Genomic DNA, 16,169 nt, shown 5'->3' with positions numbered 1-16,169 from the left:
AAGACAGGGAAAAGTGTATCACAGATCATTTTCGACCGCCGCAAATATGCAATTTTATATCGCCACTTTCCTACATTTTATCGTCGGCGCTGACAACGACTTTATTTTTATGAAACACAATCAAGACCTGAGGTGTCCCAGATGCATGTTTAATAGTAAGACGTATTTTGTGAAGCTCTTCTTATAATTACCGGCTGCCTCTCCTGCATGATGGTAAAAGGTATTGGCAAGTTTATTAGCCGACAAAAAGAAGGTTCTGCAGCGGCAAGGGTTCGCGGCTGCAGAACTTTTTATCTTATAACATTATTATGTTATATCTTGCGACGAAATTAGTTAAAACTTATGACAGGATTAGTTATAATCGACACTATCCACAGCCTGCAATAGCGCGCAATAAATAAAAATACAAATAATGAATAAAAATCCGCCCAACATAAATTTGAGGGGCGGATTTCGTCCGAGACTTTGTTTTACATTCCGAGTCTTTATTTTATATTCCGCGTCTTTTTTTTACACAAACAACAATGTTCCATTAAAATAAAGTCGTGGAATGAGAATCGCTTATATTCGGCCTTTTCCTGCTGTAATACATTTCTCCTAATATCGCTTAAAGTCGTGGAATAGATTCGCTAATAACATCCGATGGTAATCCATTTATTAAAATAAAGTCGTGGAATAAGCTAAGCAATTTGAGGAGACTGGCACATATCTCTTGAACGCCATTTAAGCGAATGGTGTCCAGTACGTAACTCAATTGTCCGAAAAGGCTTGTAAATTAAGGATTTATTGTCCGGCGATGTCCATCATTTACAGATACAAATATAGGTGTCCGTTAGACAAGTGTTAGACACTTGTAGACTCATGCAGAGAAGCCCGGAACTAGATCCGGGCTTCTCCGCGGTAGAGGGGTATGAGGGAGGGAGAATCTTCAGGCCATCTTTTTGAGCCATTCCAGCCAATCATCAGAGTGTTCTGCGCTGTTCGCTCGGAGTAATACCGCCTCCAACAGCAAGGGGTTGAACGGCAAACCGCAAAGAGTTTTAGCGCAAGCCATTGCAGCTATTTCCCCAGCCGCCGGAATGGTAGAGCGGTATTGAAACGGACCGATACTCCACAGGGTGATTATTTTGCTACGCGTATAAATGGCTTGACCGACGTCTTCAACATGATGGAAGAGCTCGTGAGCGACGGAGACTTCCACGACGCTGAACGGCCCCAGCAGGTCGGTTAAACAGTGCTCGGCTATCATCCGTTCAATATTGGCCAACGCACAACGATCGAGAGTAATTTCTTTGCGCTCGGGTTTATATACGGACAGGATTACCCGTTGACCCGGCAAGTCGGCTTTTGTTACCTTAACGCCCAACAAATCGGCCATTTCGCTCGGCAAAATATCGCCATACTCCCGGATCAGCCTCTCAGCCACAGTCCGTCCGCACGCCAGCGCGGTGGCGATGACCTCACTCCGCCGGGCCGCATCAAGTTTAGTGGCCAGCGGGTCGGCGCAAAGTAGCAGTGCGGCGAATCGTTCGTCGGGTAAAGCCGCCACTGTCTGCAGGCTTGCGCGTAAATCATATGTCATTTTTCGCCGCGATGATGACCGCCTGCTCGTCGGGAGCGAACTCGTCAAGTTCGGTGGCGATCACGTTCATGATATGATCCTTGCTGGGCATTGACGAATAATCGAGCACCCGGCCGCCGACACAGAGGAAGATGTCCGGGAAGAGAATCATATCGCTTTTGTAATTAGTCATAGCTTCCCACAGTTCGTCGATGATCGCCACCGTCTCGGCGACATCGCCTTCCTTGACAACCGCGTCTCCGCGCTGCACCTTGATAAAGCCCTTTTTGTCGACCACGCGGATGGGCATCTTCCCTTTCTGCTTCTGCAAGGCGGAAGAGGTAAAGACAAAGAGGGCGTTGGTGCTGCCGACCAGCTCGACGTCTTCTTGTGCTATCCCCATTGATTCGGCAGCCAGAGTGCGGCTTTCGTCCGCGCTAGCTTCCTTGAGAAGGTCGGTGGTCTGGACGGCGGTGGAGCCAAGGGCGATAGCCCGCACCTGCTGGGTCTGGGCGTTTATTTCGATATATACCTCCACCGTGTCTGGAACAGCGCCGCTGGAGATAACTGCCTGCCGGGCTTCTCTTTTGATAGCAGCGATGTCTTCGGTCGAGGGGTTGGGTATCACCCGCTCGACAACGTCGCGCACCATCGCAAGGCCAACGCCGATTGACGAGATAACCTCGGCATTTTCGGGGATCTTGTATTTCATATCCATTCTGTCAGCGGTAAAAGGCAGGAGAGCCGAAGCGCCGCCGCCGCACCCCACGAGCATTATCTGGTCGCGTTCCAGCTTGTACTCGCGGGCGAGTGTTTCCACTACCGGGATAATCTTATCGGTTGCCTTTGTCAAAATGGCGCGGGCGGCGTCCTCGACCGACATTCCCAGTAAATCGGCCACCGGTTGCATTGCCTTGTAGCAGGAATTCCTATTGCCGTACGCATGCCATTCCGGCGAGGTGAGCCCAAGGATATTGGCGGCGCAGGTGTTGGTCACGGCGATCCGTTTGCCGTTCTTGAGTCTTAGGGACACGTGATCGCCGGGGTCGCCGGGCTTTGGCTGGACGAACTCGATCACCGGGTCCTCGATTTCCTCTTCAGGCGTGAAAGCTGCGTAACCAAGGCCGGCGATGTGGGCGCTACGCGGGCCTACGTCCACAAGTTTGCCGCCTGCCACCCGCACCATACTACCGCCGGCCACGCCCAACACCCGGACGTCGAGCGAGCTAATGCAGGTGCGGTGGCCGCCGACCACGGCGTAGTTGATCGTGGGCCGGCCGTTCTTGATGACGCCGATGTTGGTGCTGGTGCCGCCCACCTCGAAGTAGATTCCATTGGAAGCGCGCAGGTACATGAGTGCCCCGATAACGCTGGCAGCTGGGCCTGACAGCATCGTCAGCACGGGGCGGCGCTGGACTTCGGCGATATCCATGACCCCGCCGTCGCCGCGCATTATCATAAGCGGTGCCTTGATGCCGGTCTTACGAACGCTGCCCTCGGTACTGCGGGCTGTTTCGAACATGCGGGGCAGGATACTGGCGTTGACCACCGCTGAGCGGGTGCGGACGGTAAGGCCGTACAGCTTGGTAATCTCGCAGCCGGAGGTTGCGGGGATACCAAGCTCAGCCGCCGTATCCTGCACGAAGGATTCCTCAAGGGAACAGTCAACTCCGAAGGCCCGCGAAGCAACGATAACCTTTGCGCCTTTTTCGTTCAACTCCTTTATCACTGCCTGAACGCTTTCTTTCTTCAATTGTTTGATATCCATGTAAGTATGATGGGTTTTGATTGACTTGCCAGTCCCCAAGGGGACGTCACCAAGCTTTGTTTGGCGTTTGGCCAGCATCCCTTCCATGAAGCCCGAAGCCATGCCTACTATGCCGACCTCAGCCACATCGCCTTCCAACAGCGCGTTAGTCGCCTGAGTGGTGCTGTGGGCTATGAAGATTATATCTTCGGGTGAAATGTTGTTTTCCCGCAGACAGTTTTCAAACGCCTGCACAACCCCGGCGGCCACCCCGGCCTCATCGCGGTGGGTAGTCAGCACCGAGGACTTGCCGATAATTTCGTGGGTTTCGTTATCCAGGGCGACAGCCTTGGTAAATGTACCGCCTACATCGATTCCCATACGGATCGCTCTGTTTGCCATGGTGTTCACTCCTTGCTGCCATCGTGCGCCGCCGGTAAAGGCGGCGCACACGCTTGTTCCTTTTGCATCAAAGCTAGCTTACTTGAACATGTAAACGGCGAGCAACGCGTTAACAATGACCGTCAGCCAGGCCCAGGCCACCCCTGTCTTCAGGTGCTCGGTGATAGCCAGCTTGCTGTAGCTGATGGCCCACAGGTTCCAGGACTGGGTGGGGCACATGGCGATCGCCATCGAGATAGTCGGTACATAGACAAGCGGCAGTAGCAGCGCCGGCGGGAAAAGGTTCATGCCGACGAGGATGGCGATGGTGGCGCTACCCGCGCCCCAGGCCATCAGCGGACCGCGGAACAGGCCGAGCGGCGCCAGCACGCCGAAGGCGACGGCGACCGTCCAGGGATCAGTGGGGATGAACGGCCCGAGGACAGCCTTGAAGATGCCTGCCACCTTGCCGGCGGCGGCACCGAACATGGCCAGCATGAACAGCATGCCGAGCAGCAGGGCGACGTCGGTAGTGCCATCCTTAAGCGAGCGAAGCAGGATCGACTGGGCGTTGTTCCAGGGCAGAAGCTTATTGGTTGTCACCAGGGTAAGGAGAATGGCGAGGATCATGCCAGGCAGCGGCGGCCAGTTGAACGCAACGGCCATGATAACAGGCACGGCTGGTACGATATAGGCAAAAAACGGCACATGCGTTACGTTGACCTGGGGTGAGGTAACGGCCCACGCTTTCGCCGGCTTACGCAGCGAAAGGTTGAAGATGAGCATAAGGACTATTATTAAGATTGAGATCGCCATCGCCGTAACCCCGAAGGTGAAGTAAGGCCCGTTAAACGGCACCGAGTTCGCCGGAAAAAACATGACGATCTGCTTGAAGAGTACCTGGTTAATATACATAGCCGCGCCGATGGACATAGTGAAAGCGGGGACGGCGACCCTCTCGGGCACGCCGATGGAGAGCAACACCGGCAGGGCGATGACGCCGATAGCGATGACCGCGCCCACCCCGAAGGTGCTCGTGAAGATGAAGGTCGTCACAAGCGCCACGAGCACGGTCGTGACCAGCGGCTTGTCGCCGCCCAGCTCGACCGCCCGCCGGATGAGAGAACCTGCGATGCCGGTCTCGACCAGCATGCGTCCAAACCAGCTGCCGAAGATAACCACAATGGCGGTAGGTCCGTAGCTTTCCGCCCCTTTCTGGATGACGTCGGTGATAGTTACCATGTAGGGAACCTGGCCGATGACAGCCCAGGCCAGCGCGGAGACGATGAAGCCGAAGATCAGGTTGCCGCCGCGCATAGCGAAAATGACCAAGCCGACGTACACGGCAAGAAGAAGAACGGTTTGGATTGACTCCACTCTTAACCCCTCCTATAATGACCCGTATTTTTTATAGGCTTCCGTGACCGAAACACCGGCGCGCAGTTCGCGACGCATGCCGCCCTCGCGGACAAAAACGTCCTCGGCGTCCACGAGCACTTCCATGATGATATCCTTGGGCACGACAACAACCCCGTCGGTGTCGCCGAAAACAAAATCCCCCGGGTATACGGCGGTATTGCCGATCTTGACCGGCACCTGCCATTCCCTGATGTACCAGCGACCGATCGAGCTGGCGGCGCATTTGAATTTCGCAAACACGGGGTATTTCATCTCATCAATATAGGGTACGTCGCGTACGCCGCCGTCTACCACCGCGCCCAGGCAGCCGCGCTCGCGGGCGGCGGTGGACATGATCTCGCCCCAGTGGGCGGCTTCTGTGTGCCCGCCGCAGGCCCATACCGAAATGGTATACGGAGTAATGCTGTCGAGCATAGCCAGACGCTGGTGGGTGTCGTCGCTCTTGGTATCGGCGCATGGGTAACCTTGGCCGGTGAAGGCGATGCCGCAAAGCCTGTCGACCTCAGTGAACGGAGTGATGTAATAGGGAAGAACCTGGTTGCGGTAACCCTTCTTGTCGAGCATGTCGGCGATGGCGCCGGAGTAAAGCTTGCTGTAGCGTTCGCGGATGTCTTTCAACATAGCTTCGTCCATTTTAATGCCTCCTTTTTATCTCTGTACGCGCCCCGAACCGTCGCCGGCCATGAGGGTCTTGACTTCGTCGAGTGTCACGTGGTTGTGGTCGCCTTCGATGGAATGCTTGAGGCAGGAAGCGGCCACGGCCAACTCAAGAGCCTCCTTCGGCTCCTTGCCGTTCAGGAAGCTGTAGATCAGCCCGCCGGCGAACGAATCGCCGCCGCCTACCCGGTCGACGATGTGGACGGCGTACTCGCGGGAGAAATAGTATTCACCGCCATGATAGAGCATCGCCGACCACATGTTATCCGAGGCCGAGATGCTGCCGCGCAGGGTGATGGCGACCGATTCGAAACCGAAACGTTCCTTTAGCTGGGCGGCGACATATTTGTACCCGTCATGGCTGAGTTTGCCGCCGGCGATGTCCGTGGCCGGCGCCTTGATGCCGAAGACCTTTTCGGCGTCCTCCTCGTTGGCGATCAATACCTTGACGAATGGCATAAATGAACCCATCACCTTGCCGGCCTTCTCGCTCGTCCACAGATTCTTGCGGAAATTTAAGTCGCAGCTCACCGTCACCCCTGCCGACTTGGCCGCCTGACAGGCTTCGAGGACCACTTCGGCTACATTATCGCCGAGCGCCGGCGTGATACCGGTGAAATGGAACCAGTCTGCTCCAGCAAAGATCTTTTGCCAGTCGAACTCGCCAGGCTTGACGCCGGAAATCGCTGAGAGTTTGCGATCGTATACCACCTTGGACGGACGCTGGGAGGCGCCTTTCTCCAGGAAGTAGATCCCCAGCCGCTCGCCGCCGCGGATTATGCCGCCGGTGTCGACGCCGTAACGCCGCATCTCGTTGAGGGCCGCTTGGCCGATTGGATTGGCCGGGAGTTTGGTGACGAAAGCGGCATCCACGCCGAAGTTGGCGAGCGCCACGCTGACGTTGGCCTCCCCGCCCCCGTACACAGCTTCGAAGGCGTTGGCCTGCTCGAAACGCAGATAGCCGGGCGGCGCGAGACGAAGCATGATTTCACCGAAACATACCACTCTTGCCATATGGATGACCTCCTAAATCTTGAGTCGCTATTATCCGCGTGCCTGGCGGATTTTTTCGATGAACTGCTTCGCGATGGCTGTTATCGACTCGTAGTCGCCCTTCTTAGCCCCGCCTGTCAGGTTGCCGCCTACGCCGACGGCCACGCAGCCAGCCTTAATCCACTCGGCAACGTTATCCAGGCTCACCCCGCCGGTAGGCATGAGCGGCGCCTGCGGCAGCGGACCTTTCACCGCTTTAACGAATGTCGGCCCAAGAGCCTCGCCGGGGAACACTTTGACGATATCGGCTCCGGCCTCCATGCTCTCGACGATTTCTTTGATGGTGGCCGCGCCCGGCATCACCGGCACCTGATAGCGGTGGCAAAGCTTGATCGTTTCTACGTTCAGCGAGGGTGACACGACATACTGGGCTCCGGCCAGGATGGCAACGCGGGCCGTCTCGGGGTCGAGCACCGTCCCGGCGCCGAGGATGATCTCACCGGACTTGTAAGTTTTGGCGAGTTCACCGATAACCTCCGCCGCCCCTGGGACTGTGAAAGTGATTTCGATGGCGGCGACGCCGCCGTTGATGCAGGCGTCGGCAATCCGTTTGGCCTGGTCGGCGTTCTCGGCCCGCACAACCGCCACCAGACCGGAATCGATCATCCGCGAAAGCACCTGTAGTTTAGGTATCATTTTCCAAACCTCCAGTCGGTTTACTAAATCGGTTTACTATGGTAAGCTCCGCCCTTCATCAATCTTTAAAACAAGTTATCCTGCTACAACTTTGTTCTCCATTGTGCCGATGAACAGACTTGACAGGGTCACAACGTCGCCGATACCGATTTCACCGCTTCCCGGCAAAGTACCGGTCAGTATGACGTCACCGGGCTCTAGCGTCATTATCCCGGAGATAAACGCGATCAGTGCAGCAACGTCGAATATCATGTCGCCTGTGCTGCCGCTCTGCTTGATGTGTCCGTTGACCGATGCGATGAGGGGAACGTCGTATGGATTGACGGAATCCGCTGTCGCGATGCATGGTCCGAGCGGGGTGAAGGTGTCAAAGGATTTGCCGCGGGTCCAGGGTTGACCCTTGATCATATGGTCTTTCGCGGTGACATCGTTCCCCAAGGTATAGCCGAAAACATAGTCAAGCGCTTTCCCGGCAGCCACATTCTTCGCCTTGCGGCCCATCACAACGGCGAGTTCCACTTCAAAAGCCGGGTTCTTCACGATGCTCGGTACGACGATACTTTGCCCCGGGCCGACGACCGACGAAGGCGGTTTGAGAAAAATGGTCGGTTCGGACGGCAATTCTACACCTTTAGCAGCCGCCACCGATTTGTAATTTAGTCCAACACCGATGATTTTCGACGGCTGCTTGACCGGACAAAGCAGCTCTGCGTCGGCAAACGCGACCAACTCCGCGGATGGCGTCGCGTCTCCCTCGACAACGTCGCCGCTCAGTACGCGAAGCATCCCCTGTTCGAGCGCGCCCCAACTCTCCTTCCCCTTGTAGGAAAACCTGTACAAGTTCATTGTCTCACCTCCTTTTGACATAAGTTCTTTATAAACCGTTTTACTAAACCGGTTTATAGATACTATTCACTTCTGTTTCTGGCGAAGAATTCCTGCCACCTTTGAAAGAAAATTTCCGTAATTCTTCCTTCCGCCACAAAAAAATAAGGCGCTAAAAAGCGCCCTTTCTATGTCAGCCGTGTTCTCATTTTTCGCCGCAGGAATGTCTGACTATCAATTCAGGTTGGTACATCATGAATTGAGACTTATATTCCGCCGTCTTCTCACGGATTCTTTTTATCACCAACTCAGCCGCCATATATCCCATCTCATAGGCTGGCTGCGCGACTACGGTTATCGGCGGGTCCAGCAGGTTTGCCCACTCCCAGTCGTCGAAGCTCAGCAGGGCTATATCCTCGGGGATTCTCAACCCCAGTTGCCTTTTCACCGCTTTAAACAATGCGATAGACATCAGGTCGTTGGCACCGATAAACGCCGTCGGCGGCTCAGGGGCAGCCAAAACACCCCGCACGGTTTCGGCCAGCGCTTCCTCGCTCCGGTTGCTGACCTCGACTATCCACTCCGGACGTAGCGGAAGCCCGAACTCACCCGCCATTTCGCGAAAAGCCAGAACCCTTTCGCGTCGTGGCGACACGTTGACCTCCTGGTGCGGCAGGACGAACAGCGCCAGCCGGCGGTGACCCAGTCCGACCAGATGTTCAACTGCCAGTTTGATGCCGGCGCGGCTGTCGACCCTGACCGTGTCGCAATTGAGATTCGGCACGCTGCGTCCCAGGATCGTTATCGGCGTCCGCTTGTTGACGGTGTAAAGCAGGTCGTTGTTTTTCTCAGTGGTACTGACGATAAGCCCGTCAACTTGTTTCGCCACCAGCGTCTCGATATATTCTTTCTCTTTGGCCGGCCTGTCGTCGGCGTTGCAGAGGATGAGATCAAAGCCGTTCTTGTTGCAGCAGTCCTCTGCTCCCCGGGTCGTGGCCGTGGAAAAAGGATTCAATATATTCGATACGATCGTGGCAATCGTGTAGGTCTGCTTCTTTTTCAAGCTGCGGGCCAGAGCGTTCGGCACGAATCCCAGTTCGTCAACCGCCTGTTTGATGCGGTCTCTCGTCTCGGCACTCATGTAATCGAAGCGGCCGTTCAGAAATTGCGATACCGTGCTTTTCGACACGCCGGCCTTACGGGCCACGTCGACCATCCGGACATTCATCGGCTTGCTCCTTGCTGGGAGATTGTCCTCAACGAAATTTTCTTCTACAAATTTACTTTATATTCGCTTATTCGTCAAGGCAATTGGCCCGGCTTAGTGAAATACTTCACTGGGCGGCATGAGCGAGGCGGCCCCATTCTAAGGATAGGGCCGCCTCCGATTGTTATTGCTTCTTAGTCAAACCGGCCTTCTGCAGCAGCGGCTCAAAGAATTTCGTCTGCTCGTCCATGTATTTTTGGAAGCCTGCGCTATCCCGGTACGTCATGCCGAAGTTGCCTTTTTCCATAAACTCGATAAATTTGGGGTCGTCCATAGATTTTTTGAAGCCGTCGTGCAGAGTCTTGACGACTGCATCGGGAGTCTTGGCGGGGACGGCGAGACCGCGCCACGTCGCAACGGCAACATCCACGCCCTGTTCTTTGGCGGTGGGTATATTGGGGAATCCTTTCAGCCGCTCGGGGGCGAGAACAGCCAGGATGCGGAGTTTGCCTGCCTTGACGTGCTGGCTTACCTCGGCGGCGCTAACAGTTGTGGCATCGAGGTGTCCGCCGAGCAGGTCGGTGATTATCGGGGCGGCGCCGCCCGGATAAGGAACAAGATTGAATTTGACATCAGCTTTTTCCTGAAGTCCGAGACCGGCAGTGTGCCAGATCGCTCCCGGGGCAACGGTGCCGACCTTAAGGGTGCCCGGCTTTTCCTTGGCCGCTTTCAGCAGATCCTGAAGAGTTTTGAACGGGCTATCCACCGGTACGGTGACCGCCGAAGCGTCGGAGTTGACCTGCATGACAGCCTTGAAATCCGTCGGCTTCCATTTAACGTTGCCCTGGATGGGGTTGGTGACCGTTTCGACGGTTACCATCGTGACCATATAGCCGTCGGCGGGAGAATTGACTCCCTCAGTCATGCCCGTGGCGCCGTTGGCACCAACCTTGTTCACAACCGTTACCGGCTGACCGAAAACTGGCTCGGCATACTTCGCTATCGAGCGGGCGACTGCGTCCGTACCTCCGCCGGCGGCAAACGGTACGATAATGCTTATCGCCTTGGTGGGAAACTTTGGTGCCTCGGTCTTCTGAGTGCCTCCACAGCCTACGGCTGCGAGAACGAAGACCAGCAGCATCGCGACGACAATACCCTTCCTGAGCATAAAATCTACCTCCTCGTTTTTTTCGCGTATCCGGCAATGCCGGCAATCGCCTCTAATTATCGGGGTTCACCTTGTCGGCGACGGCGAACGCCCCGGTGACGGTAAACCTATCGATCTCGGCCTGGTCGTATATGTATTCGACCTCACATTCAGGACCGAAAGTCCTCTTGAGCAACAACTCGTATATCTCACACCGTTCCTTGTGGCCGACAAGCAAATACGGCACGTTGTTGGGAAACCCTAGCCGCCCGAATTCGGCGAAAATCTCCATGTCGCACGCGGCGATCGCCGCATCCACGAATTGCTGCCTTTCAGCCCAGTTCGTACTTATCAAGACCTGCATGAAGCGCGGCATCAGCATCGTGCGCAAGAAACCCGCTTTGGTCACGCTTTCGGAAGCAGCGTTCACAATATCGGTGAGCGGATAACCGCCGACCGGCTCGACGGTTGTTGCCGGCCGGATCGATTTGCCGATCGAGGTGGATTGCAGTGCCTCGTAGAATTGACCGCTTATTGTTGTGATACTGCCGGTAATCTGGCCTCGCTCGTTGACGTTGATGAGTTTGGTGTGGGAACTGAGCACGACGACGTTGAAAGGAAGTTTGGGCCTGCGGTCGGCCAGGATGCCCATAACCTGCACCTCCTCGCCACGCATGAAGTCCATCTGCCGCAATAGTCCAAGCCCCCTACCTTCCCCGACCGCGTTGCGGATGCCGCGCACAAATACTACTGGCACGTCGAGGGGAAAAACGCTTTGATCCTTGACCGTCTTAACGCTTGCCGCCAGCTCGTCCAGTCCGGCCGGTGCAACGAGGTGAGGCAGGTCGATCAAACCGATCTCTGAAGTTATCATCCCTGATGCAATGGCGAACCTGACTTGGCTCAATTCTACACCGGCGTGATTGATCGCCTGCAAGAAAGCCTTTTTGATTCCCTCTTGCAGTACTTGTTTCGTCCCCGTGGAGGCAACGTCTCTGACGCCGACCTTTTCGGCGCTCTGCCCGGCGATGCCGCCCTCTTCGGTCAGTATATACACGCGGGTATTGGTTGTACCGCAGTCAATTACGGCAAGCACATCTTACGCCTCCATCAACATATTCATCTTGGCCAATTCTTCGCGGATTGCATGTTTCTCCGCGTCGGATGCGGCTATGAACGGGGCTCTCGGATATGCCCGGATGATGCCGCGTATTTCCAGCATCGCGTAGACTGCCAGTTGGGTCGATTTCGCCAGGTACATGATTTCCCGCAGCCTGTTGACCTCGAACTGCGTCTGGCGGCATTCGTCCCAATCGCCTGCCATCCCCTCCCGGTGCATGCGCCGGCATATCTCCGGGAACGCGTTACCGAGGCCGGGGATAAACGCCTCGCATCCGAGCGCCCGGGCGGCAAGCCACATTGCTTCCGTTCCCAGGGCGACGTCATAGTTGTCGTCTTTCAGCAGTCGCTGATAAGCGGCGTGTAGTTGGATATCGAAGGTCGCATCTTTGATGCCGCTGGTTCCGATGGCTTTAAGGCGACGAAGCAGCTTTATATCCATCGGATAACCCTGAAAACCGGGATTGTTATAAACGTAAACAGGAATGTCGACCGCTTTGACAATATCCTCGAAAAAATAGCAGACACTGTCATCGTTATGTTTGAAGTAATACGGCCCGACAGCGGCAACCGCCGTAGCGCCAACCCACTCGGCATGTCGGGCGAGATCGACCGACTGCCGGTTATTGGTCGTGCCCACCATCACGATTACCGGCACGCGTCCGCCGGCCTTATTTATAGTCGTCTCCGCAACCAGCTTGCGTTCGTCCGTCGTCATCAAAGCACCGGAGCCATATGAGCCTGTGATAAACAGCCCATCCACCCGTGGCGCAAGAAAATCGACCAAGGACTCCAATGCGTCAAAGTCAACGTTGCCATCGATATCGAACGGCGTTATCATCGGAGGAACTATCCCCTGCATCTTGAACATTTTCGAACCTCCCGATTGAACTTCCTGAGATAAAGTTGTCGCCCCCTTTTCAGGGCAGCGGCACATTCAGCATTGTGCTAAACAGGTAGTATAAGGCGCCTGTCGTTACCGTGGCGCTGATGCACACCTTTTTCCACCAGGCAGCCATGTTCTCTGCAAGCAAAAGACCTGTCGCCGCCAGATAGACAGGGGTGGCAACAAGAAACCCGATCATCGGAAGCAGGATAATATACCCGCCGAGCAGCGCCATAATAATGATAAGATTACGGCTCGGCGCTGTGGGCGCTTCTTCCTTCCCGGGGCGCAAAAAGGCCAAAATGAGAATAGCCAGTGCAAATGCCCCTAAACACCCTCCTATCAGCTTGGGGAAGAAATCCGGACCCAGCGTCCTCGTTTCCAAAGGAAAACCGGCGGCCGTCACAATAACGTAGCCGGACAACAAAAGCAATATAACGGCTGACAGAATATCGATTTTTCTCATCTCACACACTCTCCTGTCATTTCGTGTAATGCTAAGCTATCAGCAATCCTTCGGCACTTCCACGCCGAGTTTGGCGGCCATACGTTTCTGATACCACTCCTGAAACCACGGCCATACGAGAGTGATAAAGCCCAGCAGGAGCAAGATAAGCGAGATGGGACGCGTAAAGAAGACGGTGGCATCCATGTGTGACATGAGTAGGGATCGGCGCAGATTCTCTTCAGCCATCGGTCCAAGAAGAAGTCCTAGAATAAGCGGCGCGGTAGGATATCCCGCCTTCTTCATCAGGTAACCGACAAGCCCGAATACGATAACAGTATAGGCCGGCATCATAGTTCCTTCCGAGGCGTAAGTACCGATGACGCACAAGGTCAGTATCGTCGGCCACAGGATAGGTTTCGGCACATTGCTCATCTTCGCGAAGAACCGCGCACCCAGCAACCCTATAGGCAGTACCCACAGGTTGGAGATGATGAGACCCAGGAAAAGCCCGTACACTATCTCAGGATGCTCGGCAAAAAGCATCGGCCCCGGGCGCAGACCCTGGAGAATCAGCGCCCCCATCATAATTGCTGTTACCGGGTCGCCCGGCACTCCCAGGGTAAGCATCGGTACAAGATCGCCGCCGACGACTGAATTGTTCCCCGCCTCGGAGGCCGCGAGGCCTTCGACCGATCCGTGCCCGAACTCTTCCGGTTTTTTCGACCATAACTTGGCCTGAGCCCAAGATACGAAAGACGCTATATTGGCGCCGGCCGCCGGCATTATTCCGATGAACACGCCGAAGATGCAGCCGATTATCGTCGGTTTGGTGATTTGTTTCAAGTCACTCTTCGTCAGTGCCAGACTGCCGATTTCGAATTTTTCGAACGCCTGTCCTTTCTTGTCGGTATCGATTTGATATAGAACTTCCGCCAATGCGGCCGTTCCAATCATTACCGCGAGAAACGACACGCCGCTAAGAAGATCGGTATTGTCAAAAGTAAAGCGGTCAAATCCAGTCATTGGATCCATTCCCACTACTGCGAGCAGCAGGCCGATCATTCCCGAAGCGAACGCCTTCAGTACAGACCCCTCAGCAAGGCTGGAAATGACGGCTAGACCGAAAACGGCTACCGCAAAGTATTCGGGGGCGCTGAAGTTAAGCGCAAATGCCGCGAGCGGCGGCGCTACAGTCATCAGAACAAATACTCCGAAAAGGCCTGCAGCCACCGAAGAGATGCATGCGATCGAAATTGCTTTGCCGGCGTAGCCCTTCCGTGCCAAAGGATAACCGTCGAACGTTGTGCTCACGGCGGAGGGCGTACCCGGTGTACACAAAAGAATCGCAGGAATCGCCCCGCCGAACATGGCTCCCACGTAAATTCCTGAAAGCAGTAATAGGGCACTTACAGGCGGTATTCCGAACGTTAACGGGAGAAGGAGAGCCACCGCCATCGTCGCGCTCAGACCGGGCAGGCAAGAAACCAATATTCCCGCCAATGCACCCATGAGGACAAAAAACTGTACCTCCAACGACGATATAGCCTGAATCCCGAGCAATAGATTTTCGAACACCTGGAATCCCCCCAAATATATCCGTATCCGCTAGCGACTACCCTGTTTTAACTTTTACCTGCTAAAAGAATTGACGTCGACCCGGGGACAGAATTATAAAAATCGATTTACTAAACCGGTTTTTAAAAATGTATTCTGACTATTAGGGTAAGATTCCTGCTAGTTAGCCAAATTTTTTGATATAAAAAACGAGCTGCTCACACCATAACGAGCAGCCCATCCAGCCTTATCGAGTAACTCTACTTTCGCCAAACAACTCATCATAGGTCTTTCGTTTAAACCCTTCGTATAACATCAAACGGTCCTTCATGAATCGGTAAGCAATCAATTCGTCAAGGAAAACCGGTATCAGGTCATCGCCATCAATCCAGGCAACCCAGAATCCTTCGATCAGTTGCATAACATGAAACTGATCCAAGCCATTCTTTTCGATCAATCCATAATGGGTAAGCGGGATGGTGGAAAGCACCTTGATCCGGCCGCTCTGGATAAGTGCCGTGATGTCACTGTGTCGTTTCTTATTGACCGCCGACGACATGAACTCTCCGTAATTGAAAACCTGTCTGGCGTGTGCGGTGGCATACATTACGATCGGCAATCCGTCCAGAATGCCGTGCAGTGCCTTCTGCACCTCGTTTACGAGAATAGAAGTGGGCTGACCTTCCCTGACTCTATAGTTGTATGCAGAGGGAGGGAATTTTGCACCTCGCATAATCATCCCCTGGTTCCGGGACGTTATCCTGCCGCAATGCTCAAGTTGCAGGATTACCCGGATCCGTCCGCCTTTTACGTCATTGCCGGACTCTGTTTCGTAAGAGGTCCTCAGCGCATCGGGACGCCCGGGGCAGTTCGCCCGGAAGTGCGAAGACCGAGAATAGAATGCGGTGTCGCCGAAAAACCTTCGCAGTTCGTCACATCCATATTGGCGGTACCTGAGAACAGTTTCCACGAAGCAACCCCTCCGCGCCCCAATATGCCCCTCCCCTCCGGGGAGGGTTTAACTATATTATATACTACCAACTCGTGGGTGTACATATAGATTAATCTAAATCATATAAATCGCAAGTATATCGCAGTTCCAGGCATTATAACAGCACCCCTGAAATTGGGGTGCTGTTGCGCGATGTAAACATCCTTTCTAAATTCTAAAGCCAGTGACCTTCGACGTCCGGTCCGGTCATTTCCGTCAGTTCGCCCCGCCGGAAGGCGCCAAGGGCATCCATCGCCGTGACGGCTTCAGCCGCGAATGCCTTGATGCCGCTTGCCTGCAGCACTTTGAAGGCTTTGGGGCCGACGTGGCCTGTTACGAGAGCCGAAACTCCAAGCCGGCTGACGGTCTGCGCCGCCTGGATGCCCGCCCCCTGGACCGCATCGTAGTTTTGCTTATTGGTATGACACTCCCACTGTTCGGATTCGAGATCATAAACGATAAAGTTTGCAGCGCGGCCGAACCGAGTGTCGAAACGGTCCGACAGCTCCGTCCCACTGGCGGTGACAGCAATTTTCAT

15 protein-coding genes are annotated in these 16,169 nt (G+C 54.9%); all 15 read right to left on the bottom strand.

Translation table 11 applies throughout. The annotated features are described in order from the left end of the window. Positions 1-928 precede the first annotated feature (928 nt). Entirely contained in the window at positions 929-1,582 is a 654-nt protein-coding gene (locus RIN56_13285) for a hypothetical protein (GenBank protein ID MDR7867781.1), read from the bottom strand. Next, entirely contained in the window at positions 1,572-3,710 is a 2,139-nt protein-coding gene (locus RIN56_13280; GenBank protein ID MDR7867780.1) for a hydantoinase/oxoprolinase family protein, read from the bottom strand. The genes RIN56_13285 and RIN56_13280 overlap by 11 nt, the downstream gene beginning before the upstream one ends. A gap of 78 nt (positions 3,711-3,788) precedes the next feature. Continuing rightward, positions 3,789-5,066: a hypothetical protein gene (locus RIN56_13275; GenBank protein MDR7867779.1), complete on the bottom strand. Its 1,278-nt coding sequence runs from the start codon at positions 5,064-5,066 to the stop codon at positions 3,789-3,791. Positions 5,067-5,078: 12 nt separating this feature from the next. After that, positions 5,079-5,741: an RraA family protein gene (locus RIN56_13270; protein MDR7867778.1), complete on the bottom strand. Its 663-nt coding sequence runs from the start codon at positions 5,739-5,741 to the stop codon at positions 5,079-5,081. Positions 5,742-5,756: 15 nt separating this feature from the next. Beyond that, positions 5,757-6,779 carry a sugar kinase gene (locus tag RIN56_13265; protein MDR7867777.1) on the bottom strand — a complete coding sequence of 341 codons (1,023 nt, stop codon included), beginning with the start codon at positions 6,777-6,779 and terminating at the stop codon, positions 5,757-5,759. A 30-nt stretch (positions 6,780-6,809) separates the two neighbouring features. Beyond that, entirely contained in the window at positions 6,810-7,451 is a 642-nt protein-coding gene (locus RIN56_13260) for a bifunctional 2-keto-4-hydroxyglutarate aldolase/2-keto-3-deoxy-6-phosphogluconate aldolase (GenBank protein ID MDR7867776.1), read from the bottom strand. 78 nt (positions 7,452-7,529) lie between these two features. Further along, positions 7,530-8,300, bottom strand: a complete 771-nt coding sequence (locus RIN56_13255) for a fumarylacetoacetate hydrolase family protein (protein ID MDR7867775.1) — start codon at positions 8,298-8,300, stop codon at positions 7,530-7,532. A 184-nt stretch (positions 8,301-8,484) separates the two neighbouring features. Continuing rightward, entirely contained in the window at positions 8,485-9,507 is a 1,023-nt protein-coding gene (locus RIN56_13250; GenBank protein MDR7867774.1) for a LacI family DNA-binding transcriptional regulator, read from the bottom strand. Positions 9,508-9,670: 163 nt separating this feature from the next. Continuing rightward, positions 9,671-10,654 (bottom strand): tripartite tricarboxylate transporter substrate binding protein, encoded by a 984-nt coding sequence (locus RIN56_13245; protein ID MDR7867773.1) that lies wholly within the window; start codon positions 10,652-10,654, stop codon positions 9,671-9,673. A gap of 52 nt (positions 10,655-10,706) precedes the next feature. Further along, positions 10,707-11,729: a 2-dehydro-3-deoxygalactonokinase gene (locus RIN56_13240; GenBank protein MDR7867772.1), complete on the bottom strand. Its 1,023-nt coding sequence runs from the start codon at positions 11,727-11,729 to the stop codon at positions 10,707-10,709. A 3-nt stretch (positions 11,730-11,732) separates the two neighbouring features. Next, positions 11,733-12,623: a dihydrodipicolinate synthase family protein gene (locus tag RIN56_13235; protein MDR7867771.1), complete on the bottom strand. Its 891-nt coding sequence runs from the start codon at positions 12,621-12,623 to the stop codon at positions 11,733-11,735. A 49-nt stretch (positions 12,624-12,672) separates the two neighbouring features. Further along, positions 12,673-13,104, bottom strand: a complete 432-nt coding sequence (locus tag RIN56_13230) for a tripartite tricarboxylate transporter TctB family protein (protein ID MDR7867770.1) — start codon at positions 13,102-13,104, stop codon at positions 12,673-12,675. A gap of 39 nt (positions 13,105-13,143) precedes the next feature. Continuing rightward, complete coding sequence (locus tag RIN56_13225) at positions 13,144-14,661, bottom strand: tripartite tricarboxylate transporter permease (GenBank protein MDR7867769.1); 1,518 nt, start codon at positions 14,659-14,661, stop codon at positions 13,144-13,146. 226 nt (positions 14,662-14,887) lie between these two features. Next, a complete protein-coding gene (locus RIN56_13220) occupies positions 14,888-15,610 on the bottom strand; it encodes a hypothetical protein (GenBank protein ID MDR7867768.1) in 723 nt (240 codons plus the stop codon). A gap of 196 nt (positions 15,611-15,806) precedes the next feature. Beyond that, on the bottom strand, positions 15,807-16,169 hold the full coding sequence (locus RIN56_13215; protein MDR7867767.1) for a NifB/NifX family molybdenum-iron cluster-binding protein: 363 nt from the start codon (positions 16,167-16,169) through the stop codon (positions 15,807-15,809).

It is taken from the genome of Sporomusaceae bacterium (genome assembly GCA_031460455.1).
Classification (GTDB): Bacteria; Bacillota; Negativicutes; order Sporomusales; family UBA7701; genus Anaeroselena.
Note: the sequence above shows the minus strand (reverse complement) of the source record. Positions and strands in the feature narration are given on the sequence as shown.

Coding starts and splice junctions, on each gene's coding strand:
- RIN56_13285 (MDR7867781.1), bottom strand. CDS start 1,582: ATGACATATGATTTACGCGCAAGCCTGCAGACAGTGGCGGCTTTACCC.
- RIN56_13280 (MDR7867780.1), bottom strand. CDS start 3,710: ATGGCAAACAGAGCGATCCGTATGGGAATCGATGTAGGCGGTACATTT.
- RIN56_13270 (MDR7867778.1), bottom strand. CDS start 5,741: ATGGACGAAGCTATGTTGAAAGACATCCGCGAACGCTACAGCAAGCTT.
- RIN56_13265 (MDR7867777.1), bottom strand. CDS start 6,779: ATGGCAAGAGTGGTATGTTTCGGTGAAATCATGCTTCGTCTCGCGCCG.
- RIN56_13255 (MDR7867775.1), bottom strand. CDS start 8,300: ATGAACTTGTACAGGTTTTCCTACAAGGGGAAGGAGAGTTGGGGCGCG.
- RIN56_13250 (MDR7867774.1), bottom strand. CDS start 9,507: ATGAATGTCCGGATGGTCGACGTGGCCCGTAAGGCCGGCGTGTCGAAA.
- RIN56_13245 (MDR7867773.1), bottom strand. CDS start 10,654: ATGCTCAGGAAGGGTATTGTCGTCGCGATGCTGCTGGTCTTCGTTCTC.
- RIN56_13235 (MDR7867771.1), bottom strand. CDS start 12,623: ATGTTCAAGATGCAGGGGATAGTTCCTCCGATGATAACGCCGTTCGAT.
- RIN56_13230 (MDR7867770.1), bottom strand. CDS start 13,104: ATGAGAAAAATCGATATTCTGTCAGCCGTTATATTGCTTTTGTTGTCC.
- RIN56_13215 (MDR7867767.1), bottom strand. CDS start 16,169: ATGAAAATTGCTGTCACCGCCAGTGGGACGGAGCTGTCGGACCGTTTC.